The sequence below is a fragment of the Rhodococcus parequi genome (assembly GCF_046042785.1).
GTDB classification, from domain to species: domain Bacteria; phylum Actinomycetota; class Actinomycetes; order Mycobacteriales; family Mycobacteriaceae; genus Prescottella; species Prescottella parequi.
Genome location: NZ_JBDLNV010000004.1, coordinates 102,772 through 128,675 on the forward strand (window position 1 = coordinate 102,772; position 25,904 = coordinate 128,675).

Consider the following 25,904-nt stretch of genomic DNA (forward strand, 5'->3'; position numbering starts at 1 on the left):
GCGGTGAGTTGAGGAATCAGGCGCGGGCGGGCGGGCCGCGGCGTGCGATCGACCCGACCTGCACGAAGGCGTGCACCGGGCGGATGTCGGCGACCACGTGCGGCAATGCCGGTTCCAGGCGGACCGGCACGACGGCCACGATCCGGGGCAGGACGCGGCGCAGCGCGGCGGCGACACGGGGTCCGACGAGTTCGGCACCGGCGATCAGGACGGCGCACGCGGCGACGGCGGCCGAATGTGCGAGCAGCATCGGCACCGTGAGATGCGAGCCCGAGTGCATCGAGCTGTGGGCGTCGCCGAGGGACAGTGCGGTATGAGCGAGCACCTGCCCGGTCGCGAGCACCGGGACGAGCCATCGGCGTCCGGTGGCAAGTGAGGGCACCGCGATCACTGCGGCCGCCAGCACCGCGGCGACCCCGCCGAGCAGCAGGAGCGTCACCCCCTGTGGGGCGCCTCCTCCGGCCAGTCCGTGCGCGCCGATCGCGAGGGCGATCACGGATGCGGCGACAGCGAGGCCACGCACCTGGCGTGCGAGCTCCTCACCTGGGCCGATCCGCATGCCCCGAGATTACTACAGGCCGTCGTACGCGCCGTGCGTGAGCATCGTCGAACATTCGCTCGATTTGACACATTGTTGGGTTTTTACAACGATTAGTTGCATGAGCCCGGTGCGACGTGGGGTGAGCCTCCCCATCTTCAATCGCATCGCCGTGCTGCGCGCCGAACGCAAGATGAGCCGCGCTCAGCTCGCCGAGTCGATCGAAGTGAATCCGCAGACCGTCGGCGCGCTCGAACGGGGCGACCACTACCCCAGCCTCGACCTCGCGCTACGGATCTGCGCGGTGTTCGAGCTTCCGGTGGAGGCCGTGTTCTCGCGCACCGAGTTCGGCCCGCTCAGTACCGAGTTGTACCGACCCGAGACCCGAGGAGGTGACGACCGTGCCTGACGCCACCGTCCTCGACCGGTATCAGGACTTCCGCACCCGCCGTTTCCTGAAGCACGAAGAGCAGTTCGGGCATTGGCTGCCGGGATGGCGGACACAGGCCCGCCGGCGATCACTCGTGGTGGCGCTGGCCGTCATCTTCGTCGGCATGTTCGCGACCGCGGTCGCCTCGTACTTCGCGGAGGCGGCCGCCCTCGGATGGATCGCCGTCATGATCCTGTTCCTGCCGATCTGGACCACCCTCCAGATCGTGTCCAGCCGCCAGTCCGAGGCGCCGCGGTACGCACTCGACGAACGTGAGATCGCCGAACGCAACAGCGCCCGATCGATCGGACTGTCCGTCCTCCAGTGGCTGCTGCTGGTGCCGATCTTCGCGCTGACCTGGGGCGCCGGCTTCGACGGCATCGACCATCGTGCGCTCGCGTACGCCGGCGGCGGCACCGCCCTCTCGGCACTGCTGCTCGGCGGCTGCCTCCCCGCGATGATCCTCGCCTGGACCATCCCCGACCCCGACACCGACGACCACGAGGAGCCCACATGACCGGCCAGACCCTCACCTTCGACGGGATCGCCAAACGCTACGGCGACGTCGTCGCGCTCGAGAACCTGAGCTTCGACGTCCGCCCCGGCGAGATCTTCGGATTCGTCGGCAGCAACGGAGCCGGCAAGACCACCGCGATGCGGATCGCCCTCGGAGTGCTCGCAGCCGACAACGGCGAGGTGCGTCTCGGCGGCAAGCCGGTCGACCTCGAGGTCCGCCGCTCGATCGGGTACATGCCCGAGGAACGCGGCCTCTACCCCAAGATGAAGGTGGGCCGCCAGCTCACGTACCTGGCTGAACTGCACGGCCTTTCACGCTCCGAGGCAGCCGACTCGATGAGACGGTGGACCGAACGGCTCGGCATCGCCGCGCGCGTCGACGACGCCGTCGACGCCCTCAGCCTGGGCAATCAGCAGCGCGTGCAGCTCGCGGCCGCGCTGGTGCACGACCCCGCCGTCCTCATCCTCGACGAGCCGTTCTCCGGACTCGATCCGGTGGCCGTCGACGTCATGAGCGACGTCCTGGTGGAGAAGGCCAACTCCGGTGTCCCGGTGATCTTCTCGAGCCACCAGCTCGACCTGGTGCAGCGGCTGTGCGACCGGGTCGGGATCATCGCGAAGGGACGGATGAACTCCATCGGTACCGTCGACGAACTCCGCGGCAGCGGCGACGTGCTCCTCGACGTCCACGCGCCCGCCGCGCCGCCCGGGTGGGCCGACCACCTGTTCGGGGTGACGACCGTCAGCCACGCCGACGGCCGCACGGTGCTGTCGCTGGGCGCCGGCGTCGACGACCAGGCCGTCCTGCACGCCGCACTGAAGACCGGACCCGTGCACGAGTTCGCGGTCCGCAAGCCGTCCCTGACCGAACTGTTCCGAGAGGTGGTGTCCGCGTGAGCGAGCGCAGCGGACTGAACCCGACCCGCGCCATCGCACTGGTGGCCCGGCGCGAATTCCTGACCCAGGTGCAGAAGAAGAGCTTCCTGGTCAGCAACGTCATCGTCCTCATCGCGATCATCGGCGGCATCGTCGCCGCCTCGATCTTCTCCGGAAAGGACGACGACTCCCGTTCCGAGGTGGGTCTGGTCGGCGACCAGTCGCTGAGCGCGGTGCTCGTCTCCACCGGCGAGGCGGTCGGCAACCCCGTCGAGGTCACCGAGATCGGCGACGAGCAGACCGCCCGCGCCCAGGTCGAGAACGGCGACCTCGACGTCGCCGTGGTGCCGGGCAGCGGCGGCGCCGTCACCGCGATCACGAAGTCGGAGATCGACACCTCGCTCCGCGTGGTGCTCGACGGCGCCGTCGCCGCGCAGGCCCAGAGCGCCGCGCTGGCCGCCCGGAACGTCGACGCCGCGCAACTCGCCGAGAGCACGAAGTCGGCGGTCGTCACGGTCGATGCGATCGATCCGCCCGATCTCGAACGCGGACAGCGCATCGCGCTCTCCACAGCCGTCGTGATCCTGCTGTACATGCAGATCCTCGCGTTCGGCATGTACGTCGCGATGGGCGTCGTCGAGGAGAAGTCCTCCCGGGTGGTCGAATTGCTGTTGTCGACATTGCGCCCGCTGCAGCTGTTGTGGGGCAAGGTGATCGGCATCGGCGCGGTCGGGCTCGCACAGTTGACGGTGTACGGCGTGGTCGGTGTCGGGGCCGGCGTCGCGACCGGCGTGCTCACTCTCGGCGGCACCGCCTGGGGCACCCTGATCGGTACCCTCGGCTGGTTCGTCCTCGGCTTCGCGTTCTTCGCGGTGCTCTACGCGGCGACCGGATCGATGGTGTCGCGCCAGGAGGACGTCAACTCCACCGCGATGCCGCTGACCATCCTGATCATGGCGATGTTCTTCGCCGCGTTCAGCGCCGTGCAGAACCCGGAGGGCACGTTGTCGAACGTGCTCAGCTGGATCCCGCCGTTCTCGGCGATCCTCATGCCGCTGCGTATCGCCGCGGGTGTCGCGAGCGCGACGCAGATCGCGGCCACGGTCGTGCTGATGCTGGTCGTCACCGTCGCGATGTCCGCGGTCGCGGCCCGCATCTACCAGCGTTCGATCCTGCGGATGGGCAAGACGGTCTCGTGGCGTGAGGCGCTCGCGCGGTAACTAGGGTGGAACCGTGACAGCGGCCGCCGCCTGGTCCATGGCGGTGGCCGCTGATTCGTACGAAGTGGAGGAAACTCGTGCCCGCGAAGAAGCTCTCGGCTCGTGAACTGATCGGCCAGGTGTTCGACGCCGACAGCTACATCTCGTGGGACACCACGCCTCTCGACGTCTCCCCCGACGCGAAGTACCGGGCCGAACTTGACGCTGCCGGCGAGAAGTCGGGCATCGACGAATCCGTTCTCACCGGCACCGCCCTGCTCGGCGGGCGGCGAGTCGCGGTCATCGCGTGCGAGTTCTCCTTCCTCGCCGGGTCCATCGGAGTGGCCGCGGCGGAGCGGATCGTCACCGCGATCGAGAGGGCCACCGCCGAGGGGCTGCCACTGCTCGCCTCGCCCACGTCCGGTGGCACCCGCATGCAGGAAGGCACCGTCGCGTTCGTCCAGATGGTGAAGATCGCCGCCGCGATCGCCGCACACAAGTCCGCCCACCTGCCGTACCTCGTGTACCTGCGCCACCCGACCACCGGCGGCGTGTTCGCCTCGTGGGGATCGCTCGGTCACGTCACGATCGCCGAACCGGGCGCGCTCGTCGGCTTCCTCGGCCCGCGCGTGTACGAGGCCCTGTACGGCGGCAAGTTCCCCGAGGGCGTGCAGACGTCCGAGAACCTGTACCGCAACGGCGTGATCGACGGTGTGGCGTCGACGGCCCAGCTGCGCGACCTCGTCGACCGGGCGCTCCACGTGCTCGTCGACGCCGCGGGAGACGACGACGGGATCCCGGAATCCACCGATGTGCAGGACATTCCGGACGTCCCGGCCTGGCAGTCGGTGATCACGTCTCGTCGCGACGACCGCCCCGGCGTCCGCGAACTCGTCCGGCACGCATCGTCCACGCGGGTGCCGCTCAGCGGCACCGGCCAGGGCGAGGTGGACTCGACCGTGCTGCTCTCGCTGGCCCGGTTCCACGGTCAGCCGTGCGTGCTGTTCGGTCAGGACCGTGCCGGCCAGTCGGCCCTCAACACGATGGGGCCGGCCGCGCTGCGGGAGGCCCGCCGCGGCATGCGGATGGCCGCCGAACTGCGTCTGCCGCTGGTGCTCGTGATCGACACCCTCGGGGCGGCACTGTCCAAGGAGGCCGAGGAACGCGGCCTGGCTCCCGAGATCGCGCGCTGCATCTCCGATCTGGTCACACTCCGGACCCCGACGGTGTCGGTGCTGCTCGGCCAGGGCACCGGCGGCGGCGCCCTCGCACTGCTGCCCGCAGACCGCGTCCTCGCCGCCCAGAACGGCTGGCTCGCACCGCTTCCGCCGGAGGGCGCGAGCGCCATCGTGCACCGCGACACCACCCATGCGCCCGAAATGGCGGCGGCGCAGGGCATCCGGTCCCTCGACCTCCTACGAGACGGTGTCGTCGACGCCGTCATTCCCGAAATGCCCGACGCGGCGATCGAGCCGGTCGAGTTCTCCCGGCGCGTCGGGGCCGCGATCGCCCGCGAACTGGTCGGCCTGCGGGGCGTCCCCGGCGACGACCGGATGACCGCGCGAATCGCGCGCTACCGCACGCTGGGACTGCCCGCGGACTGACCGGTGGATCGCGTCCGTTACCGAGGCGTGACTACGCGGTGGTTCGCTGATTCCGGGCGGCGGACCACTGCGCCAACTGGTCCAGCGCGGTTCGCGCGAGCGCCGCGGCCTCGTCCCGATTCACCCGGGACAGCAGCAGCGCACTGATCGACAGCGACGTCAGGAGACGGGTGCGATGGACGATCCGGTCGGGCGAGGTCTCGGGATCGAGGGCCCGCAGCGCGTGGGCCAGCGCCGCGGCCAGCTCCGCCCGGTAGGCGTCGACCACCGCACGCTGGGCGTCGTCGTGCGCGGCGAAGCCCGCGGCGCTGTTGAGAAGCAGACAACCACGCCCCGCGTCGTCGTCGGGCAGCGACTCGATCGCGTCGGCGACGCTGCGGTAGTAGCGCGCGGCGGCATCGGGGGCGGTCGGCTCGTCGGTGAGGATGCGCAGCCGCGGGCGCACGACACGGTCGAGATAGTCCTGCACCGCGGCGTCGAACAGTCCGCGTTTGCTACCGAAGGCGTTGTACAGGCTCGACCGGTTCAAGCCTGTCGCGCGCTCGAGGTCGGGCACGGATGTCGCCTCGAACCCCCTGTCCCAGAAGAGGTCCCGAGCACGCCCGACCACGGCGTCGGTGTCGAACTCCTGCGTCCGAGGCATGACGGCCCTCACTTCCCATTGTGGAACGACCATTGCAGTATATATTGAAACGATCAGTTCAAAATAAGGAGGAGTGACCATGGTCGTCGCAGGACTGGTCTTCGCCGCCCTCGCCGGCGCGCTGCACGTCTACATCTTCTTCCTCGAATCCCTGCGCTGGACCGCCCCGCGCACCCGCGCGACGTTCGGCACCAGCGCCGAGGAGGCCGCCGCGACCAAGGAACTCGCCTTCAACCAGGGCTTCTACAACCTCTTCCTGGCGATCGTCACGGCCGCCGGCATCGTCGGTGCCCTGGTCGGCGCGACGGCGGTCGGGTCGGCACTGGTGTTCGCGGGAACCGGATCCATGCTGCTCGCGGCGCTCGTGCTGCTGCTGTCGTCGCCCGACAAGGCCCGCGCCGCGATCACCCAGGGGACCCTTCCCCTCGTCGCCGTCGTCCTGCTCGCACTCGGACTGATCCTCTGACCCCCGCACACCCACGAAGGGACCGACCCATGTCGACCAGCACCCAGATCCAGCTCATCGCCCGCCCGGTGGGGTGGCCCACCCCCGACAACTTCCGCACCACCACCGTGGAACTGCCGGATCTCGCCCCCAACCAGGTACGGGTGGCCAACGAGTTCCTCTCCGTCGATCCGTACATGCGCGGCCGGATGAACGACGTGAAGTCGTACGTGCCGCCGTTCGTCCTGGGCGAGACCATGACCGGTGGCGCGGTGGGCCGGATCGTCGAGTCGACGTCGCCCGCGCACCCGGTCGGCGCGGTCGTCGTGCACGATCTGGGATGGCGTGACGTCGCGCAGGGCGACGCAGCGGGCTTCCGTGTCGTGGAGGAGATTCCGGGTGTGCCGGTGTCCGCGTACCTCGGCATCCTCGGTCTCACCGGGCTGACCGCATACGTCGGGCTGATGCACATCGCCCAGCTCAAGCCGGGTGAGTCGGTGTTCATCTCGGGTGCCGCGGGTGCCGTCGGTACCGCCGCGGGGCAGATCGCCCGACTCGAAGGCGCCGCCCGGATCATCGGGTCCGCGGGGTCTGCCGAGAAGGTGGAGCTGCTCACCGATCGCTACGGGTACAGCGCGGCGTTCGACTACAAGCGGGAACCCGTGCGCAAGCAGTTGCGCGAGATCGCCGGCGACGGCATCGACGTGTACTTCGACAACGTCGGCGGCGACCATCTCGAGGCCGCCCTCGACGTGATGCGCGACGGCGGCCGCGCCGCGCTGTGCGGCGCCATCGCGGCCTACAACACGACCGAGCGGACCCCCGGCCCCGACAACATGGCCAACATCATCACCCGCGGACTGACGCTGCGGGGCTTCACCCTCGGCAATTACACGCACTTCTTCCCCGAGTTCGCCGCGAAGATGGGGCCGTGGCTGGCGTCCGGCGATGTGGTGTTCGACGAGACGGTCGTGGACGGAATCGACAACTCGGTCGACGCCTTCCTCCAGCTCATGCGCGGCGGAAACATCGGAAAGATGCTCGTGAAGATCTGAACCGCCCGCTGCTCCCGAATGTCACATGCGTCCACTTCGACTGGATGCATGTGACATTCGGCCGAAGGGTGATTCTCCTGTACCGACGCGACGCTTACCTCCCGGCAGCTGACCGGTCGTCCTGGGCGTCCGCTCCCTCCGCAGCCGCGCGGGTTCCCGCCCGGTAGAGCGAGGAGTGGTCGCTCAGGACGAGCCGGCCGCCACTGCCGGCACCATGACGGCCACGAAGACAGCACTGTTGATCGCGTCGACCGCCTTGCGGACGGCAGCACCGGCCCACTCCCCCTGCGCGATGTCCTTGGCGCGCCTGCGGATCGCTTTGCGGTCGGTGTCGGGGAACACCTTCGCCGCCGCGTCCACCGCGGACAACAGCGAAATCAGTGCCGCGGCGCGCGGGGCCGGATCGAGGCCCTCGACCAGCACACCGCCGAGCTCGTGTCGCACCTCACGCTCGTGGCTCTCGTCGACGGGCGGCCAGGTCTTTGCCGGAAAGATGCCGAGCACCTTGCGGCGGCTCTCCCGGATCCAGCCGCGCTCGATCACCCGCTCGAAGAGTGCAGCACGCATCTCGGTGTCGAGTTTCTCGATCGCCGCCTCGGGCTTCATGGGCCGACGAGCCTGCGCGATCACGTCGACGGCGCGGGCGAGGATCGGATCCTCCGGGACCTCCTCCCGCCGCACGGCGAGACGACCCTTCCTGACGTCCTCCCCCTCGTCGGCCGGCGACACGTAACCGTCGAGTGCCAGCTCGAGCAGGACCGCACCGGCGAGCACCCTGGGCAGCCGGGTTCCGTCGACGAGTGGGTCACCCGATTCGTCGTCGAGCAGGAGCAGCAACAGGTCTTCGGCGATGAGTGGAGCCATGGTCTCCACCGTACGGACCGAGCGTCAGGTACCCGACGGCGCGAACTCGCCGTAGGTGGTGCCGTCGCCCCGCCACCAGTCCGAGGCCCGGAGTTCGTTCAACACTGCGTCGAACGCATCGACCAACCATTCCCGGTCGGCCACCGCGAGCCGGACGTCGGACCGGCCGAAGAACTCGACCGTCCATGTTCCACCGCCGCCGTCCGCCGCGGTCGCGAGATCGCCGCCCGCGTTGGTGGCGAGCAGGTAACGACCCAACTCGAACTCGACACGGATCGCGTACGCCCCACCCAGGTTGACGATGTTCGCCGGTCGCTGCGTCGCCGCGGCCAGCGCCACGAGCGCATCCGCATACCGCTCGGTGTGCTCACGAGTCAGCGGCACAGCGATCCACCTGTCGAGCGTGTTCCGAAGTTGTCCGCGTGCACGGCACCGACCCCTCGAACGATGCTGCGCAACCGATCGATTCGCGTGCCTATCGGACTTTTCCCAACGCTCTCACCCTCTCACGAAAAACCTACGCGGTGTACCTGCTCTCCCACACCGTTAGACGTTCCGAGATCACCGAACCGAACACCGCAAGAGTGTGATGTGTCGCACATTTCCGGCAGCCGTGGTCCCGCCCCTGGTCATTGGCGGTCGCGTCCGCCGACCGAGGTAGAGTCTGCGTGCCTCACTCCCGCGACGGCTTCGACGGGAGGAGTGTATTCAGTGACCGAACGGGCCGTGGACGGGCCGACAGCGCCCGACCATGCCTTGCGCCGGGACGGACATCCCGGCGAGACCTTCGCGAGCTTCGTGGAGCGATACGACAGCGAGTTGCGCAGATACTGCCGGCCGCTGGCGCCTGACGAGGCCACCGCCGAAGACGTCGTCCAGGAGACCTTCATCGCCGCCTGGAACCAGATGGCCTCGTTTCGCGGCGATGCATCGATCCGTACCTGGTTGTTCGCGATCTGTACCCGGAAGATCCTCGACCTCCACCGGCGCCGGCGACCCGACGTCGTGGACGACGAGATACTCCACACACTGCCCGACCGGCGCGAGCACGAGCCTGCGTCGGTGGCGTCGAGCAATGCGTTCCTGCAGGCCCTCGACGGCGCATTGCGGCAACTTCCGCTGCGACAGCGAGCATCATGGGTGATGAGAGAAGTGGAATCCATGACTTTTCCGGAGATCGGCAGAGTGCTGGGGCTGAGCCCCGACGCGGCCCGCGGGCAGCATCGGCGCGCGGCGGCCACGCTGGCCGTTCTCCTGGAGGAGTGGCGTTGATTCCGTGGCACAGGAGGAGGCCGGCTTCATGGTGCACATCGAGCCGTTGACAGAAGCACGAACGACGGACGCGACGGCACGGGCCGCCGAACCCGTCGCCGACGTCGGTGACGTCGTAGCAGTCGCGGAGCAGGCCGATCTGTCGCCGACCGCGCTCGCCTCTCTACTGGTGTCCCTCGGCGAGAGCATCACCGACGAGGACGACCTGGCGAACCTGCTGGAGCGGGTCTCAGAGGTGGCGCACGACGTGGTCGACGGCGCGGACAGCACAGGTGTGACGGTGGACTTCGGCGGGCGCACCTACACCGCCGCGTACACGGACGGCCGCACCCTGCGGGTCGACCACGAGCAGTACGCGGCCGGCGAGGGCCCGTGCCTTGAGGCGTCGCGGACCCGGCAGACGGTCCTCGTGGACCTCGACGAGGCGACGGATCGCTGGCCGGCGTTCACGGAAGCCGCTCGTGCGGAGGGGATACGCAGCTTCCTGGCAGCTCCCCTGTTCGTCGACGACCGCACCCTCGGCGCGCTCAACCTCTACGGCCGCGAGCCCGCGGCCTTCGACGCGGTGGACGCCGACGTCCTCGAACTGCTCACCGGCACCGTCTCCAGGGCGATCGGCGAGTTCGCACGGTTCAAGTCCGCGCGCGACGCGGCGGACGCCCTGCAACGCGCGCTGGAGACGAGGGCGCCCATCGAGCAGGCGAAGGGCATATTGATGGTCCTCCACCGCATCGACGCGCACCAGGCCTTCCATCTGCTGCGCAGGCAGTCGCAGACCACCAACACGCGCCTCCGTGACGTGGCGATCGACCTCGTCGAACGGCTGAGCACCGGGGACGGGTCCGTGGCCGACGAGACCGCGTCGTGAGGTCGGCGGGCACCGCGGACGACGTGATCGCCGCCCTGTCCGAGGCCGCTTCCCCCGACGACGCCCGGCAGCTGCAGCGGTTCTTCAAGACCGGCCCGGGCGAGTACGGCGAGGGCGACGTGTTCGTCGGCGTGCGGGTGCCCGCGACCCGCACGATCGCCAAGCGGTTCGCATCGTTGCCGGCCGACGAGGTCGACACGTTGCTCGACAGCCCGGTGCACGAACACCGGCTCGCCGGCCTGCTGATCCTCGTCGCGCAGTTCGCCGCGGCCGGCCGGCCCCGCGGACGCGACGACGCCGCCCGCGAGCGCATCGCCGACCACTATCTCGCAGCCGTCCTCCGGGGGCGGGTAAACAACTGGGACCTCGTGGACCTGTCCGCTCTGTACATCCTCGGCGACTGGTTGTACGACCGGCCCCGCGATCTCGTGTTCGAACTCGGCGCCGACGACGATCTGTGGCGGCGGCGCGTCGCACTGCTCACGACGTTCGGCTTCATCCGGCGCGGGGACGCGTCCACGACGCTGGATCTGGCGGCCCGCGTCCTCGGTGACCGGCGGGATCTGACGCAGAAGGCGACCGGCTGGATGCTGCGCGAGGTCGGCAAGCGGGTGGACCGCGCCCTGTTGCTCGGCTTTCTCGACCGCCACACCGCCGAGATGGGCGCGACCGCGCTGAGCTATGCCACCGAACACCTCGACGCGGACACCCGCGCGCACTATCGGCTACTCCGCGGTAACCGGGCCGCGAGCCGCTGACCGCCGCTCATCGACCGTCCGACGCCGTCCGTCGCACGGACGCGCGGCGACCGGTCGGCTGCCGCGGCGATCGTCCGGCCGTCCAATAGGGTGTTGTGTGCATCACAGATGCACAGTCACGCGTGCGTCTCCGACGCAGTGTCAGGACCCGAGAGGACACGAATCGATGAGCACCGCCGAGCACGCAACCGGCGCATACGCCGACGCCTTCCGCACGAGCGTGGAGGACCCGGACGGCTTCTGGCTCGCGGCCGCCGAGGCCGTCGAGTGGGACACCGCGCCGACACGCGCGCTGGACGACTCGAACGCCCCGATGTACCGCTGGTTCCCCGACGCCACCCTCAACACGTGTTTCAACGCGCTCGACCGGCACGTGCGCGACGGCCGAGGCGACCAGGCCGCCCTCGTCTGGGACTCGGCGATGGTGCCCGCACAGCGGACGTACACGTACACCGAGCTGCTCGCCGAGGTCGCCCGCTTCGCGGGTGTGCTGTCCGATCAGGGCGTGGTCGCCGGAGACCGCGTGATCATCTACATGCCGATGATCCCGGAGGCCGCGATCGCGATGCTCGCGTGCGCCCGCATCGGCGCCGTGCACTCGGTGGTGTTCGGCGGCTTCGCCGCGAAGGAACTGGCCACCCGCATCGACGACGCCCAGCCGGTGGTCCTGGTCACCGCGTCCGGCGGTCTCGAGCCCGGCCGCACCATCGAGTACCTGCCGATGGTCGACCAGGCGCTCGACATGTCGGCGCACCCGCCGCACACCGTGATCGTCAAGGACCGCAAGACCGTCCCGGGGTCCGCGGCCGATTACCGCGACCGCGGCGCCGCATGGTTCGACTGGGACGAACTGGCGGCCGACGCGAAGGACGCCGCCCCGGTATCGGTGGCCGCGACCGATCCGCTGTACATCCTCTACACGTCGGGCACCACCGGGAAGCCGAAGGGCGTGGTGCGTGACAACGGCGGTCACGCCGTTGCACTGACGTGGTCGATGCGCAACATCTACGACGTGGGCCCCGGGCAGGTCATGTGGACCGCATCGGACGTCGGCTGGGTCGTGGGCCACTCCTACATCGTGTACGCACCGCTGCTCGCGGGCGCGACCACCGTGATGTACGAGGGCAAGCCGGTGGGCACGCCCGATGCGGGCGCGTTCTGGCGAGTGATCCAGGAGCACAACGTCTCCGCGCTGTTCACCGCGCCGACCGCGATTCGCGCGATCCGCAAGGCCGACCCGGAGGCCGCCGAACTCGCCAGGTACGACATCTCGTCGATGACGACGCTGTTCGCCGCGGGCGAGCGCCTCGATCCCGACACCTACGTGTGGGCCACCGAGAAGCTCGGTGTCCCGGTGATCGATCACTGGTGGCAGACCGAGACCGGCTGGGCCATCTGCGCGAATCTTCGTGGGCTGGAACCGATGCCGATCAAGGCGGGCTCCCCCACCGTCCCCGTGCCCGGCTACCGGGTCGGCATCGTCGACGGCGAGGGCGCGCCCGTCGGGGCGGGCACCGAGGGCAACATCGTGATCGCGCTGCCGTTGCCGCCCGGCACGCTGACGGGGCTGTGGCGCGACGAGGATCGCTACACCAGGTCGTACCTGTCGACGTTCGACGGCTACTACCTCACCGGGGACTCCGGCTACATCGACGAGGACGGCTACGTGTTCGTCCTGGGCCGCAGCGACGACGTCATCAACGTTGCCGGTCATCGCCTTTCGACCGGGAGCATGGAGGCGGTCGTGGCGTCGCACCCCGCGGTGGCCGAGTGCGCGGTGATCGGCATCCACGACGAACTCAAGGGTCAGCGCCCGAGCGGCTACGTGGTACTCAAGGCCGGCGTCGAGATCGAGGACGAGATCCTGCGCACCGAACTGATCGCGATGGTGCGCGAGCAGATCGGCGCGGTCGCCACCTTCCGTGACGTCACCGTGGTGCAGGCCCTCCCGAAGACGCGCTCGGGCAAGATCCTGCGCAAGACGATGCGTCAGATCGCCGACAACGACGAGTACACCGTGCCGTCGACCATCGAGGATCCGTCCGTCATCGACGCGCTCGAGAAACTGCTGCGCGGATAGCGCGGCAGCCCGCCGGAAAGGCCTCGCCCCACGCAGGGGCGGGGCCTTTCTTTTCGGATAAATCGGATATTCGGCACCAATTAGTACCAAACGACAATTTAGCTTAAACATCAAAACTGGCAGGTCAGAACCCCATAAGGCTTGACCATCACGGTTCGATCACGGTATGTTCACGAACAGGATCCAAGCGATCATCGGATTCGACATCATCAATTCGCCATCGCCCGAGGGGGAGAATTGTCCGTAGTCGCCACGCCCTCAGTCCACGCTCTGCTGCGCGATCTCGTCGCGAACTGCACGCGACGCCATTTCCTGCACGACCCCGAGGGCATCGAACTCTCGAATCAGGCCGCCCTCATGCGCGAGGTCGTCGTCACCGTGCAGGCCTGCCTGTCGCCCGACCTGGACGCGACCCGGGACGCCGAGCGCCGCGATGCCGCGGCGGACCCGTTCTGGTCCGACAGCCCCGGGCTGCGCCTGATCGCCGCCATCGCGCAGTACGAGGAGATCCTGTCGACGCTGCTCGACGCGGCGTCCCTGATCGAATCGGGGCGGATGAGCACCGCCTGGACCCTGCTCGGCTCGGCGGCGGACCGCCTCCGGATCCTGGGAGCCCTCGAATCACCGGCCGGCGACGACGTCGCCCGGCAGTTGGCCGCCACGTCGGCACACGCCCGCGCGCGGTTCACCGCCGCGGCCGAAGCCGACGGCGTCCACCTCGGCCTGCCCGCGCCGTTCGAATCGGCGACCACCGTGGTGACCGCGCCCGCTCCGCTCGCGCTGCCCGAGCCCACGCGGGCGATCGCCCGGGTGGTCGAACTCGCCACCTCGGGCGCCGCGACCAGCCGCGACGGCGGCCCGCTGGGAGTCGCGTCGCTGCAGGGTTCGCCGCAACAGACCGACTACGGCCACCTCGCGACGGTCGGCGGCTACCAGTTCCATCTCGTACTCGACATCGTCCGCGCCGCAACGGATTCCCTGTGCGGCGTCGCCGGTCTCCTCACCGCCGAGCAGGTCTGGGCGGAGTGGGCCGACGACGTCCGCGAGGCTGTCGAGTTCGCGTGGGACTGTATCTAGGACGCGAACGCGTCAGCCGTCGAGAACGCGTGCGCGTCAGCCGCCGATGCGCACCGGCCCCGGGTCGACCAGTACACAGCGGGCGCCCGAGAAGATCGTCGGCATGCACTTGTTGCAGTGGATGCACAGCGACCTGGTGCGGGACTCGGCCTCGATCCGGTTGACCAGATCGGGTTCCCGCAGCAGCGCCCGCGCCATCGCGACGAACTCGAACCCCTCCTCCATCGCGGTGTCCATGCCGGCCCTGTCGGTCACGCCGCCGAGCAGCACCAGCGGCATCTTCACGGCCGCACGGATCTGCCGGGCCTCCTCGAGCATGAACAGCGGCTCGTACGGGTAGGCCTTGATGAACGCCTTGCCCACCAGTTGCACGCCGAGCTTGACCGGCTGCGGCATCGCGTTGGCGAAGTCGCGGACGGGGGCGTCGCCCTTGAAGAGGTACATCGGATTGAGCAGCGAGCTGCCCATCGTCAGCTCCAGCGCGTCGAGGCTTCCGTCGGCCTCGAGCCACTGCGCCACCTGGATCGCCTCGTCCACCCAGAAACCGCCGGGCACACCGTCGTCCATGTTCAGCTTGGCGAGGATCGCGATCCGGTCGCCCACCGCCTCGCGGACGGCGCGGGCCGTCTCCCGCACGATCCGCGCGCGATTCTCGAGCGATCCGCCGTAGTCGTCCTTGCGCTTGTTCAGCTTGGGACTCAGGAAGGAGCTCGCGAAGTAGTTGTGGCCGAAGTGGATCTCGACGGCGTCGAAGCCGCCCTCGATCGCGAATCCGGCGGCGTCGGCGTGCGCCTGGGTGATCCGCGCGATGTCCGACGCGCTGGCCGCGTGAATCCTCTTCATGCTGAGCGGGCTGAACGACGTCGACGGAGCCAGGGCCGGCAGTCCGTTCGACTTCTCGTTCGCGACGGGGCCGGCGTGACCGATCTGCGCGGACGCCGCCGCACCCTCCGCATGGATCGCGTCGGTGAGCTTGCGGAGCCCGGGCACCACCTCGGGACGCATCCACAGCTGGCCGCGCTCGGTGCGCCCCTCGGGCTGCACGGCGCAGTACGCAACGGTGGTCATACCGACGCCGCCGGCCGCGGGCTGACGGTGGAACTCGATCAACTCGTCCGTGACCAGCGCCTGGGGGGTTCGCCCCTCGAACGTCGCGGATTTGATGATCCGATTGCGCAACGTGATCGGGCCGAGCTTGGCCGGCGCGAACACATCGGGGGCAGTGATCTGGGACACCGCGAGTCCTTCCGTCGGGAGCGGCCCGAGGCTATACCGATGCCAGCGGTCTCGAAAGTGGGGGTGTCCACTGGGTGGGACACGCGCGCGGGTGGGCCACGCGCAGGTCCGCGATCAAGGGCAGACGGTCGCCACGAGTCCGTAGATCTCGCGGGACTGTTCAGCCGTCGGCGTCCGGCCGGCGTGCCCGGCACGGGCGACGATCCGCGAACTCACCGCGTCCGCGTCGACGTGGTTCCCGAGATCCTCGCACGATTCGGTGGCGATCTCTGCGATATCCCCGTCGTCGCGGTCGACGGTCAGTTGGGGGTACTGGGCTCGGAACGACGCGACGAAAGCGGCCACCCGAGCCGGGTCGTACGCGCGGATCGTGGGCTGAACGTGATGGTGGTCCGAGTGCGAGGGCATCACGTCGGTGGTGGCGGCAGGCCCTTCCGGGCCTTTGTGTTCGACGTGCTCGCCATCGTCGCCGCAGGAGGCGGTGAGCAGCACGACCCCGACCGCGATTCCGGCGATCACTGCTCTGGTCATGCTCAGGAGGTTCCCCGGCCACCACGTTTCGAAACGCGCTCAGCCAGTCAGGCTGCGCACCGCAATGCCCAGGTACATGAGCATCAGGACGAACAGAAACCAGCCCGCCGCCTGCCAGATCGGCCACGTCCCGTTGCGACGCCACACGCGGTACGTCTGGACGAAAGCGGCGATACCGCCGAGCAGCAGCAGAGCCGACGGCACCACCACCACGACGATGCGTGCGGTGTCGGTGCACAGTCGCCCCTCGTCGGGAGCGCAGTCCCCGGCCCCGGACCCCACCGAGATCGTGACGGCCATCGCGATCAGGGCGAGGACGATCGTGGCCGCGTCGAAGAGCGCCGCCCGCCGAAAGGTCTGCGGGTCCGACCACCGCTTCTCCACGTCGCGTGTCATGGGCCTCCTTCCACGTGACTTCCTCCGGTCACCTACCCGAACCCGAGAGGAACGAAACCGACGCTCACCCCCCACGGATGAGGCCGACGGCGCGACGGTGCGGTTCATTCGTGGGACAGGACCGAACGGCCCGCCGACGGAGGACATGCGATGACGACACCGGACCCGAACGATGCCCCGTACGAGCTGCCCGGTGGGTACCCGACGGCGGCGTCCGCGTCCCGTGCGCGCGACGACGCCGACTACCAGCGAGCGGTGACGGCCTACCGGTTCTGGTACCCGACCGTCTCGGTCGAGGGAATCTTCAACGGCAACCGGGAGATCGGCATCGCGGACAACGTGGCCGTGGGGATCGCGTCGACCGGGCCGCTCCAGGTCGGATTCACGCTCAACTCCGACACCCCGTACGGCGCGGCCGCCCTCGACCTGACGGACGGGCCGATGGTGATCGAACTTCCCGCGGGCCCCTACATCGGTCTGGTCGACGATCACCACCAACGGTGGATCATGGACATGGGCATTCCCGGCCCCGACGAGGGCAAGGGCGGACGGCACGTCGTGCTGCCACCGGGATACGACGGCGACGTCCCGTCGGGCCATCACATCGGCCGGTCGAATTCGTTCACGGTGTTGATGGCGCTGCGCGCGCTACCCGTCGGCGGGGACATCGTCGGCGCACTGAAGGCGTTGCGCGAGGTCAAGATCCACCGCCTGGGCGCCGACACCGAGTGCCTCGACTTCGTCGACTTCACCGACAAGGCCCTCGACAGCACGTGCCTGCGCTGGGAGGACGACATCGAGTTCTGGAAGGTGCTGCACGGCATCCTCGACCGCGAACCGGTGGTGGACGAGTTCCGGCCCATGTACGGACTGCTGGCCGGACTCGGGATCCGCAAGGGCGAACCGTTCGCACCCGACGCGCGCACCACCCGAATCCTCGAACGCGCCGCCCGGGCAGGGCGGGATCAGATGCTGGTGTCCGCCTTCGCCGGAACCCGCCCCGACCGGATCGCGTGGCCGGATCGCGCATGGGAATGGGTGGGGTTGGTGCCGGACAACGCCGACTTCGAGACCCCCGCCGGGCTCGATCTCGAGGCTCGCGACCGCTGGTTCGCGCAGGCGATCGTCGCGTCCCCGGCGATGTTCCGGAGGCAGGTCGGTGGCGGTTCCCTGTACTGGCTCGGGACACGGGACGCGCAAGGCGACTACCTCGACGGCAGCATCGACTACACGCTGACGGTGCCCACACCCGTTCCGGCCGGCCTGTTCTGGTCACTCACCGTCTACGACGCCCAGACCCGGTCGCAGGTCCAGACTCCGCTGGGCAGGGCAGCCGTACGCTCGCTCTTCGAACTGCCACAGGACGACGCGGACTCGATCGACCTGTACTTCGGCCCGAACGCACCGGTCGGCGTGGAGAACCTGTGGGTCGAGACGCTCCCCGGCCGGTCCTGGTTCGCGTACCTGCGGATCTACGGTCCGCAGGAGAGCGCGTTCGACGGCACGTGGCGGCCGGGAGATTTCGTCCGGGTGCCCCCGCTCAGCTGAGCTCGCCGTACCGCGCCAGCGCCTCGCGACGTTCCTCGGCGTGGTCGACGATCTGCTCCGGATAATTCTCCGGCCGAGCATCCTTCAGCGTGTGCACCGCCTTGCCGCCGATGCCCCGCAGTTCCGGCACCCAGCGCCGCACGTAGTCGCCGGTGGGATCGAACTTCTCGCCCTGCCCGGTGGGGTTGAACACCCGGAAGTACGGTGAGGCGTCGGTGCCGGACCCGGCCGTCCACTGCCAGCCGTGCTGGTTCGACGCCAGATCGCCGTCGACCAGGTGCTGCATGAAGAAACGCGCCCCACGCCACCAGGGCAGGTGCAGGTCCTTCACCAGGAACGACGCGACGATCATCCGCACCCGGTTGTGCATCCAGCCCTCGGCGACCAGTTGCCGCATGCCGGCGTCGACGATCGGGTAACCGGTGCGACCCTCGCACCACGCCGCGAACAGCGCGTCGGCGTCGCGTCCGGCGTCGTGGCGGATCGCGTCGAACTTGGTGTCGTAGTTGCGACGTGCACTGTCCGGACGCTGGAACAGGATGTCGGCATAGAAGTCTCGCCACGCCACCTGACGCCGGTACTGCTCGGCGCCGCGACTGCGCCGACGGGCCAGATCGGCGAGCATCGTGCGCGGGTGGATGTTCCCGAACTTGAGGTACACCGACATCCGGCTGGTGGTGTCGAGGTCGGGGCGGTCGCGTTCGTCGTCGTAGCGGAGCAGGTCGTCGTCGCAGAACTCGCGCCAACGCTCGTGCGCCGCAACCTCACCCGCTTCCGGACCGGGTGCGTCGGGCGCCGGGATCCGCACCCGTCGGCCCCGGCCCCCCACGTCGTCGGGGTCGATCCAGTCGAGCGTGTCCGCGCCGGTGCCCGCCGGTCCGCGCCAGCCGTGGTCGAGCCAGCGCTTGAACCACGGCGTGAACACCTTGTACGGGCTGCCGTCGTCTTTCGTCACCCGGCCGGGCGCGACGGCGTACGGCGACCCGGTGGCCACCAGGTCCACGTGCTCGGCGACGGCCGCGTCCCGCTCCCGCCCGTACGGGCCGTAGTCGGCACTGACGTGCACCTCCTGCGCGCCAACCGCTTTCGCGATCATCGGCACCACCTCGACCGGGTCCCCGCGCACCACCAGCAGGCGTCCACCGAGTTGCTGGTCGAGCGCGGACAGGCTGCGATAGAGGAAATCGCGTCGCGGGCCGCCGGACGGGCCGAGCAGCCGGTCGTCGAGCACGAACAGCCCCAGCGCGCGTTCCCCTGCCGCGCTCAGCGTGGGCAGATCCCCCACCCGCAGGTCGCGGCGGAACCAGACCAGTGACTCAGACATCGTGTGCCGCCCGCTGCCCGGCGACCAGGAGGTCGGTCGTGAGTTCTATGTGGCGCCGCAGCTCGTCCACCGCACGGTCGGCATCCCGGTCGACGGCGGCCGCCGCGATGCGGTCGTGCTCGGCGTCGACGTCGCGGGCCGCGGACTCGGGGCTTCGCACGCTCCAGCAGCGGTACACCTCCGAGACGTCGCGCAGCGATCGGACGATGTGCACGAGCCGGGTGTTGGGACACGCCTGCATGAGGGCGCCGTGGAAGGCGCTGTGCGCCGCGAGCCACGCCTCGGAGACCCGGCCGCCGGCGTCCACCGGCGCGGTCCGTGACAGCCGGTGGCGCGCGGCGAGGACGGCCGACTCCCATTCGACGTCACCGTGCGCGATCGACCGACGCAGCGCCTCCGATTCGACGAACACGCGAGCGTCGGTCAACTCCACCAGATCCGGCACCGATACCGGGACCACGCGGAAGCCCAGCTGCGCCTCCGACACCGCGAGCCCCTGCTCGACCAGCCGGGGCAACACCTCGCGCAGCACGCCGGTGCTGACGTCGTAGCGGGTCTGCAGTTGCCCGAAGGCGAGCTTCTCTCCCGGTGCGAGGACGCCGCCGAGGATGTCGGCGCGCAGCCGCGCATGGATCTCGTCCGCGCGGGTACCGGTCGCTCTGGCCATCCCGCCAGTACAGGACGTTCCGAATCACGAGTCAAGTTTCGAAATTATATTGCTTTTCCGATATTTCTCGGGTCTACTGGGCGCCACACTCCCCGGCGTCCGCGCCGGAAGCGCTCACCGACACAGACAGGAACGATCGCCATGCGCGTGGCCAACCTCTCCGGACGCACCGTTCTGGTCGACGGCGACCGCGCCGTCGACGTCCACACGGCCAGCGCCGGCCGCTTCGGCCCCGACCCCGCCGCGGTCTACGCCGAGTGGCCGGCCTTCGCCGACTGGGCGCGCACCGTCTCCGGCACCGCCGCCGGCGAGGCGTTCGACAGCCGCGACCTCGGTGCACCGTCCCCGGCACCCAGCCAGGTGTTCGCGATCGGTCTCAACTACCGCGACCACGCCGCCGAGACCGGGCTGGACGCGCCCGACGCTCCGCCGACCTTCACGAAGTTCGCGAGCTGCCTCACCGGCCCCGACACCGATCTGGCGCTGCCGACCGACACCGTCGACTGGGAGGTGGAACTGGTCGCCGTCATCGGCCGCGAGGCGACCGGCGTGGCGGCCGACGATGCGTGGGCGTACGTCGCGGGACTGACCGTGGGGCAGGACTTCTCGGAGCGGACCTCGCAGATGGCCGGGCCGGCCCCGCAGTTCTCGCTCGCCAAGTCGTTCCCCGGCTTCGGCGCGACCGGGCCCTGGCTGGTGACCCCCGACGAGTTCACCGACCGGGACGACCTCGCGATCGCGTGCGAGATCGACGGCGAGACGGTCCAGTCCGGCCGCACCGCCCAGATGATGTTCCCCGTCGCGGAGCTGGTCGCCCACCTGTCGGCGGTGTGCACACTGCGCCCGGGCGACCTGATCTTCACCGGCACCCCGGCCGGGGTCGGCGTCGGCCGCACTCCGCAGCGATTCCTCGTTCCCGGCAACGTCGTCACCAGCCGCATCGAGGGCATCGGATCGCTCGTCCAGCGCTGCGTGCCCGGGCCGAGGTAGGCGGTTCGCGCGCCTCTCCCCCACCCGCACCGGCGCCGTCCGATTCAGTGAACAGCATTCACAATGAACTAACATCACCGCCGTGCCCGAGGATCCCGACCACCACCACGACGCCGACGCCGCACTCGGTCGCGCCTACGTGCTCACCGAGCACCTGTCGATGTCGCTGCAGTCGGGCACCCGCGATTTCGGCCTGACGACCGCACGGACCCGGGCACTGCAGTGCGTCCTCGAGAATCCGCCGATGACGCAGCGCGATCTCGCGGGCGCGCTGCGCTGCAGCACCCGCCAGGTGACCGCACTGGTCGACGCTCTCGAGAAGTCCGGGCACGTGCGCCGGGACCCGCACCCGACCGATCGGCGCGCCCACATCGTCGCGCTCACCGAGCGCGGTCACCGCGACGCCGACCGGGTCCGGCACCTGCGCGCGAGCACCGCGCAACGTCTGTTCGACGGCGTCGATCCGCACGACCTCGACGCGTTCGTCCGGGTCGCCGACACGCTCATCGCACGATCCGACCGAGTGCGTCCGCGGCCGGAGGAGTGACGAAGATGAGGGGAAACGTCGCGGTCGCCGGGCACAATGCTCAGGTGACCGCCACCGCAACCGTCCTGGTCGTGGACGACGACCCGGACGTGCTCGCCTCGCTCGAGCGCGGGCTCCGTCTGTCCGGCTTCACGGTCCTCACCGCGTCGGACGGGGCGCTCGCCCTGCAGGTCGTCGCAGATGCGGCACCCGACGCCGTCGTGCTCGACATGAACATGCCCGTGCTCGACGGCACCGGGGTGGTGACCGCCCTGCGCAAGGAGGGCAACGAGGTCCCGATCTGTGTTCTCAGCGCCCGCAGCTCGGTCGACGACCGCATCGCCGGCCTCGAGTCCGGCGCCGACGACTACCTGGTCAAGCCCTTCGTGCTCGCCGAACTCGTCGCCCGGATCCGCGCGATGCTGCGCCGTCGCTCGGTGTCCGTCGCCGCGGCCGACACCGATCCCCCGATCACCGTCGGCCCGTTGGCGGTGGACGTCGCCGGCCGACGCGTCTGGCTGAACGACGCCGAGATCACCCTCACCAAAAGAGAATTCGAGCTGATCGAGGTCCTGGCCCGCAACGCCGGGGTGGTGCTGAGCCGCGAGCGACTGCTGGATCTGGTGTGGGGCTACGACTTCGTCGCCGACACCAACGTGGTCGACGTGTTCGTCGGCTACCTGCGGCGCAAGTTCGAGGTCGACGGCATTCCGCGGCTGGTACACACGGTGCGCGGCGTAGGTTTCGTGCTGCGGGAACCGACGTGAGGCCGCAGTCGCTGCGAGCGCGCGTCGCCGCGGCCACCGCGCTGGGGGCGACGATCGTCGTCGCCGCCGTCGGCGTGTACCTGGCCCTCGCGATCGCGCGCAACAATCTGCAGCAACTCGACCGACGGCTCGAGACCGCGTCGCGGGTTCTCGTCGTCAACGCCGGTGCCGCGGCGCCGTTCCTGAACGTCCTCGGTGACGGCGGTGCGTTCGCGGTGACGATCCGGTCGAGCGACAAGGTGGTCTCGAGCACGTCCAGCCGCCTGCCCGAACTCGAGCCCGGGTCACACACCGTGGACGTCGCCGGCACCCCGTTCCGCACGTTCACCGCCCCGCTGGGCCCCGACTCCACGGCGCTGCTGTCGGTGGCCGTCCCGCTCGCCGAGGCGAAGGACCCCACCACCGACCAACAGCAGCAGGTCGCGCTCGTCGGCATCGGCGCGATCGTCGCCGCCACCGGACTCGGCTGGATCTTCGGCGGCCGCGCGGTCCGCCCTCTCGTCGAACTCACCCAGCGCGTCGGCCGCCGCGATCGCGACCTCGCCACCGCGGCGTCCGGTGTCCGTGAGGCCGACGAACTCGCCGCAGCGGCCGGCGCGATGCTGCAGGACGTCTCCGACGCGCAGCAGCGCACCGCGGCCGCCCTCGACACGGCCCGCGACTTCGCGGCGGCGTCCGCGCACGAGCTGCGCACCCCGCTCACCGCGATGCGCACCGACCTCGAGGTCCTCACGACGCTCGACCTGTCCGACGAGCAGCGCGCCGAGATCCTCGCCGACCTCGCCCGCACCCAGGGCCGGCTCGAGGCCACCCTCACCGCGCTCGAACGACTCGCGTCGGGTGAACTGTCCAGCGAGAGGGACCATGTCGACCTCGACCTGACGGAACTGTGCGACCTCGCCGCCGAGGACGCGCAGCGCCTGCACCCGGGGCTCACGGTCACCGTCGACGCCCCGCCCGGGCTCGTCGTGCGCGGGCTGCCGGTGGGCCTGCGACTGGCGATCGACAACGCGATCACCAACGCCGTCCGGCACGGCGGCGCCCGGCACGTGTCGATCGGTGCGCACCGCGCCCACGACGGCGCCGTCACGGTCACCGTCGACGACGACGGAGCCGGCATCCCACACGAGGAGAGGGTCGAGGTGTTCGAGCGCTTCCGGCGTGGCAGCAGTGCCGCCAAGGGCGGCTCCGGGCTGGGGCTGGCGCTCGTGGCGCAGCAGGCCGGACTGCACGGGGGCACGGCGCACCTCGCGGACAGCCCCCTCGGCGGCGCGCGACTGGTGGTGACCCTTGAAAGTTGACGGACGGGAGATACCGGTCAGCGGCAGCCTGCTGCCGCCGCTGATCCGACGCACCAGCGACATTTTGCGGGTCGTGTTCGCGCTGGTCCTCCTCGGCGCGGTCATCGCCGGCTCGGTGATCACCCGCAGCGAGTGGGACGCCCTCGAGACGTCGGTGTCCGACATCGTCGGCATCCTGTCGCCGGGGGTGTCGGACACGGTCTACCTGCTGTACGGCGTCGCGATCCTCGCGCTGCCGTTCGCGATCCTGATCCAGCTGATCGTGGGCCGCCGCTGGAAGCTGCTCGCCGGGTACGCGGCCGCGGGCCTCATCGCGGGCGTCGCGCTGTCGTTCACCGGTTCCGGGCTCGCGGCCCCGCGCTGGCACCTCGACGTCTCGGACCGCCTCAACACGTTCCTGTCGCAGTTCCTCGACGACCCCCGCTGGATTGCGATGCTCGCCGCCGTCCTGACCGTGTCGGGGCCGTGGCTGCCCAAGCGCTGGCGACGCCTGTGGTGGGCGCTGCTGCTGCTGTTCGCACCGATCCACCTGATCGTCAGCTCGATCGTCCCGGCCCGTTCGATGCTCGGCCTGGCCGTCGGCTACCTCGTCGGTGCGGTCATCGTGCTCGTCGTGGGCACCCCGGCGCTGGAGGTGCCGCTCGAGTCGGCGGTCGAGGCGCTGCAGCGGCTGGGTCACCGCATCACCGCGTTCCGCGTCATCACCACCGCGGGCAGCGGGCCGCTGGTCCTCGGCGCGTCCCGCGACGGCGAACCCGAGATGGTCGTCGAACTGTACGGACAGAATCAGCGAAGCAGCGGCGCGATCCGGCAGGTGTCGAAGTGGCTCACGCTGCGCAGCAGCGAGAGCGCCCCCGCACACGCCTCGCTGGCGCGGGCCGTCGAGCACCGGGCGCTCATGGGCATCGCCGTCGCCGACCTGGGTCTCGCGGCGTCCAAGCCGATGGCGGTCACCGCCCTCGACCGCGGGTGGCAGCTCTACGCCCGGCCGCTCTCGCACGGCGCGCCCGTCGCGACGCTGCGGACCGACAACCCGCATCCCCGCGACACGCTGCTCGAGATGTTGTGGGCCTCGCTCGGCGAACTGCACGCCCGGCAGATCACCCACGGCGATCTCCGCGCGTCCGAGATCCGGATCGACGACGGCCAAGCGATGTTCGATGGCTTCACCTACGCCGAACTCGGATCGTCCGAGGCGCAGATCCAGTCCGACACCGCGCAGCTCCTACTGACGACCGCGACGCTGTTCGGCGTGGAACCCGCCGTCCGCGCGGCGCTCGCCGCGCGCGGCCGCGACCGGATCCTCGCCGCGTCGGGCCGGCTCACCAAGTCGGCCATGCCGTCACGGCTGCGCAAACAGGCGCCCGACTCGTCCGCGCTGCTCGGCGCGATCCGCGACGAGGTGAGCAATCAGACCGACATCGAGAAGATCGCGCCCGAACAGGTCACCCGGTTCACCCGGAACCAGATCATCCAGCTGGTGCTGCTGATCGGCCTGGTCTACGTGGCCTACCCGTTCATCAGCCAGGTCCCCACGTTCCTCACCGAGCTGAAGACCGCGAACTGGTGGTGGGCGCTGGCCGGCCTGACCGTCTCCGCGCTCACCTATGTCGGGGCCGCGGCCTCGCTGTGGGCGTGCGCCTCCGAGCTGGTGCGCTACCGGCACCTGCTGATCATGCAGATCGCCAACACGTTCGCCGCCACCACGACACCGGCCGGCGTCGGCGGTCTCGCGCTGAGCGTGCGGTTCCTCCAGAAGGGCGGACTCGGCACCGTCCGCGCGACGGCCGCGGTGGCCCTGCAGCAGAGCGTCCAGGTGGTGACCCACGTGGCGCTGCTCATCTTCTTCAGCGTCGCGGCCGGACGCGACGCCGACCTGTCGCACTTCGTCCCGAAGGGCACGACGCTCTATCTCATCGCGGGCATCGCGTTGGGTGCGATCGGCACCTTCACGTTCATTCCCAAGGCGCGGCGCTGGCTGCGCAACGAGGTCCGGCCGCAGCTGACCGAGGTCCTCGGGTCCCTCACCCAGCTGGCCCGCAACCCGGGCCGCTTCATGTTGATCGTCCTCGGCAGCGCCGGCACCACCCTCGGCGCCGCTCTGGCCCTGTGGGCGAGCATCGAGGCGTTCGGTGGTGGCACCACGTTCGTCACGGTCACGATCGTGACGATGATCGGCGGCACCCTCGCCTCGGCCGCCCCCACCCCCGGTGGTGTCGGCGCCGTGGAGGCTGCCCTCATCGGTGGGCTGACCGCGTTCGGGCTGCCGGTGGGCATCGCGGTACCGTCAGTGCTGCTGTACCGCGTCCTGACCTGCTGGCTGCCGGTGTTCTGCGGCTGGCCGACATTGCGCTGGTTGCAGAAAAACGACATGGTCTGATGGTTTGTGACCG

General features: G+C 69.8%; 27 protein-coding genes. 18 read left to right on the forward strand and 9 right to left on the reverse strand.

Annotation, left to right across the window (positions count from 1 at the left end):
* Window positions 1-16: 16 nt before the first annotated feature.
* A complete protein-coding gene (locus ABEU20_RS12145) occupies window positions 17-559 on the reverse strand; it encodes a hypothetical protein (RefSeq protein ID WP_420164680.1) in 543 nt (180 codons plus the stop codon).
* A gap of 100 nt (window positions 560-659) precedes the next feature.
* Here ABEU20_RS12145 and ABEU20_RS12150 point away from each other — a divergent pair, with 100 nt between their 5' ends.
* The 5 genes from ABEU20_RS12150 (at window position 660) to ABEU20_RS12170 (ending at window position 5,163) form a co-directional block, all read left to right on the forward strand.
* Window positions 660-947 (forward strand): helix-turn-helix transcriptional regulator, encoded by a 288-nt coding sequence (locus ABEU20_RS12150; protein WP_420164681.1) that lies wholly within the window; start codon window positions 660-662, stop codon window positions 945-947.
* On the forward strand, window positions 940-1,485 hold the full coding sequence (locus ABEU20_RS12155; RefSeq protein WP_420164682.1) for a hypothetical protein: 546 nt from the start codon (window positions 940-942) through the stop codon (window positions 1,483-1,485). The genes ABEU20_RS12150 and ABEU20_RS12155 overlap by 8 nt, the downstream gene beginning before the upstream one ends.
* Window positions 1,482-2,381 carry an ABC transporter ATP-binding protein gene (locus ABEU20_RS12160; RefSeq protein ID WP_420164683.1) on the forward strand — a complete coding sequence of 300 codons (900 nt, stop codon included), beginning with the start codon at window positions 1,482-1,484 and terminating at the stop codon, window positions 2,379-2,381. Before ABEU20_RS12155 ends, ABEU20_RS12160 begins: the two co-directional genes overlap by 4 nt.
* Window positions 2,378-3,580 carry an ABC transporter permease gene (locus ABEU20_RS12165; protein WP_420164684.1) on the forward strand — a complete coding sequence of 401 codons (1,203 nt, stop codon included), beginning with the start codon at window positions 2,378-2,380 and terminating at the stop codon, window positions 3,578-3,580. Before ABEU20_RS12160 ends, ABEU20_RS12165 begins: the two co-directional genes overlap by 4 nt.
* A 77-nt stretch (window positions 3,581-3,657) precedes the next feature.
* Window positions 3,658-5,163 carry a carboxyl transferase domain-containing protein gene (locus tag ABEU20_RS12170; RefSeq protein WP_420164685.1) on the forward strand — a complete coding sequence of 502 codons (1,506 nt, stop codon included), beginning with the start codon at window positions 3,658-3,660 and terminating at the stop codon, window positions 5,161-5,163.
* 31 nt (window positions 5,164-5,194) lie between these two features.
* Here ABEU20_RS12170 and ABEU20_RS12175 read toward each other — a convergent pair whose 3' ends face one another.
* Entirely contained in the window at window positions 5,195-5,806 is a 612-nt protein-coding gene (locus ABEU20_RS12175; RefSeq protein WP_420164686.1) for a TetR/AcrR family transcriptional regulator, read from the reverse strand.
* A 79-nt stretch (window positions 5,807-5,885) separates the two neighbouring features.
* Between ABEU20_RS12175 and ABEU20_RS12180 the strand changes: the two genes are divergently transcribed.
* Window positions 5,886-6,272 carry a DUF1304 domain-containing protein gene (locus ABEU20_RS12180; protein ID WP_420164687.1) on the forward strand — a complete coding sequence of 129 codons (387 nt, stop codon included), beginning with the start codon at window positions 5,886-5,888 and terminating at the stop codon, window positions 6,270-6,272.
* 29 nt (window positions 6,273-6,301) lie between these two features.
* Entirely contained in the window at window positions 6,302-7,306 is a 1,005-nt protein-coding gene (locus tag ABEU20_RS12185) for an NADP-dependent oxidoreductase (RefSeq protein ID WP_420164688.1), read from the forward strand.
* Window positions 7,307-7,489: 183 nt separating this feature from the next.
* On the opposite strand, the gene ABEU20_RS12190 is transcribed toward ABEU20_RS12185, so the two are convergent.
* Both ABEU20_RS12190 and ABEU20_RS12195 read right to left on the reverse strand, forming a co-directional pair.
* Entirely contained in the window at window positions 7,490-8,170 is a 681-nt protein-coding gene (locus ABEU20_RS12190; RefSeq protein ID WP_420164689.1) for a GOLPH3/VPS74 family protein, read from the reverse strand.
* Window positions 8,171-8,194: 24 nt separating this feature from the next.
* Entirely contained in the window at window positions 8,195-8,554 is a 360-nt protein-coding gene (locus tag ABEU20_RS12195) for a hypothetical protein (protein ID WP_420164690.1), read from the reverse strand.
* Between the two features lie 327 nt (window positions 8,555-8,881).
* Between ABEU20_RS12195 and ABEU20_RS12200 the strand changes: the two genes are divergently transcribed.
* The 5 genes from ABEU20_RS12200 to ABEU20_RS12220 all read left to right on the forward strand — a co-directional run bounded on the left by ABEU20_RS12200 (window position 8,882) and on the right by ABEU20_RS12220 (window position 14,225).
* Entirely contained in the window at window positions 8,882-9,442 is a 561-nt protein-coding gene (locus ABEU20_RS12200) for an RNA polymerase sigma factor (RefSeq protein WP_420164691.1), read from the forward strand.
* A gap of 28 nt (window positions 9,443-9,470) precedes the next feature.
* Complete coding sequence (locus ABEU20_RS12205) at window positions 9,471-10,310, forward strand: ANTAR domain-containing protein (RefSeq protein WP_420165120.1); 840 nt, start codon at window positions 9,471-9,473, stop codon at window positions 10,308-10,310.
* Entirely contained in the window at window positions 10,307-11,068 is a 762-nt protein-coding gene (locus ABEU20_RS12210) for a DNA alkylation repair protein (protein WP_420164692.1), read from the forward strand. The genes ABEU20_RS12205 and ABEU20_RS12210 overlap by 4 nt, the downstream gene beginning before the upstream one ends.
* Window positions 11,069-11,234: 166 nt before the next feature.
* Window positions 11,235-13,148, forward strand: a complete 1,914-nt coding sequence (locus ABEU20_RS12215; RefSeq protein WP_420164693.1) for a propionyl-CoA synthetase — start codon at window positions 11,235-11,237, stop codon at window positions 13,146-13,148.
* A 237-nt stretch (window positions 13,149-13,385) separates the two neighbouring features.
* Window positions 13,386-14,225 carry a hypothetical protein gene (locus ABEU20_RS12220; protein WP_420164694.1) on the forward strand — a complete coding sequence of 280 codons (840 nt, stop codon included), beginning with the start codon at window positions 13,386-13,388 and terminating at the stop codon, window positions 14,223-14,225.
* Between the two features lie 36 nt (window positions 14,226-14,261).
* Here the strand turns inward: ABEU20_RS12220 and ABEU20_RS12225 are convergent, their stop codons facing one another.
* The 3 genes from ABEU20_RS12225 to ABEU20_RS12235 all read right to left on the reverse strand — a co-directional run bounded on the left by ABEU20_RS12225 (window position 14,262) and on the right by ABEU20_RS12235 (window position 16,388).
* Window positions 14,262-15,461: an NADH:flavin oxidoreductase gene (locus tag ABEU20_RS12225; RefSeq protein WP_292039858.1), complete on the reverse strand. Its 1,200-nt coding sequence runs from the start codon at window positions 15,459-15,461 to the stop codon at window positions 14,262-14,264.
* Between the two features lie 114 nt (window positions 15,462-15,575).
* Entirely contained in the window at window positions 15,576-15,992 is a 417-nt protein-coding gene (locus ABEU20_RS12230; protein ID WP_420164695.1) for a hypothetical protein, read from the reverse strand.
* Window positions 15,993-16,031: 39 nt separating this feature from the next.
* Complete coding sequence (locus ABEU20_RS12235) at window positions 16,032-16,388, reverse strand: hypothetical protein (protein ID WP_420164696.1); 357 nt, start codon at window positions 16,386-16,388, stop codon at window positions 16,032-16,034.
* A gap of 150 nt (window positions 16,389-16,538) precedes the next feature.
* Here ABEU20_RS12235 and ABEU20_RS12240 point away from each other — a divergent pair, with 150 nt between their 5' ends.
* Window positions 16,539-17,936 (forward strand): DUF1254 domain-containing protein, encoded by a 1,398-nt coding sequence (locus ABEU20_RS12240; RefSeq protein ID WP_292039853.1) that lies wholly within the window; start codon window positions 16,539-16,541, stop codon window positions 17,934-17,936.
* On the opposite strand, the gene ABEU20_RS12245 is transcribed toward ABEU20_RS12240, so the two are convergent.
* Window positions 17,929-19,260 (reverse strand): cryptochrome/photolyase family protein, encoded by a 1,332-nt coding sequence (locus tag ABEU20_RS12245; protein WP_420164697.1) that lies wholly within the window; start codon window positions 19,258-19,260, stop codon window positions 17,929-17,931. The two genes, ABEU20_RS12240 and ABEU20_RS12245, sit on opposite strands and share 8 nt — an antisense overlap.
* Window positions 19,253-19,927, reverse strand: coding sequence for a GntR family transcriptional regulator (locus tag ABEU20_RS12250; RefSeq protein ID WP_420164698.1), 675 nt, complete (start codon window positions 19,925-19,927; stop codon window positions 19,253-19,255). The genes ABEU20_RS12245 and ABEU20_RS12250 overlap by 8 nt, the downstream gene beginning before the upstream one ends.
* Window positions 19,928-20,068: 141 nt before the next feature.
* Here ABEU20_RS12250 and ABEU20_RS12255 point away from each other — a divergent pair, with 141 nt between their 5' ends.
* The 5 genes from ABEU20_RS12255 to ABEU20_RS12275 all read left to right on the forward strand — a co-directional run bounded on the left by ABEU20_RS12255 (window position 20,069) and on the right by ABEU20_RS12275 (window position 25,891).
* Window positions 20,069-20,917: a fumarylacetoacetate hydrolase family protein gene (locus ABEU20_RS12255; RefSeq protein WP_420164699.1), complete on the forward strand. Its 849-nt coding sequence runs from the start codon at window positions 20,069-20,071 to the stop codon at window positions 20,915-20,917.
* Window positions 20,918-20,999: 82 nt separating this feature from the next.
* Entirely contained in the window at window positions 21,000-21,464 is a 465-nt protein-coding gene (locus tag ABEU20_RS12260; protein ID WP_420164700.1) for a MarR family winged helix-turn-helix transcriptional regulator, read from the forward strand.
* A 5-nt stretch (window positions 21,465-21,469) separates the two neighbouring features.
* Complete coding sequence (locus ABEU20_RS12265) at window positions 21,470-22,210, forward strand: response regulator transcription factor (protein WP_420164701.1); 741 nt, start codon at window positions 21,470-21,472, stop codon at window positions 22,208-22,210.
* Entirely contained in the window at window positions 22,207-23,511 is a 1,305-nt protein-coding gene (locus ABEU20_RS12270) for a sensor histidine kinase (protein ID WP_420164702.1), read from the forward strand. Before ABEU20_RS12265 ends, ABEU20_RS12270 begins: the two co-directional genes overlap by 4 nt.
* Window positions 23,501-25,891: a flippase-like domain-containing protein gene (locus ABEU20_RS12275; protein ID WP_420164703.1), complete on the forward strand. Its 2,391-nt coding sequence runs from the start codon at window positions 23,501-23,503 to the stop codon at window positions 25,889-25,891. Before ABEU20_RS12270 ends, ABEU20_RS12275 begins: the two co-directional genes overlap by 11 nt.
* Window positions 25,892-25,904: the final 13 nt, after the last annotated feature.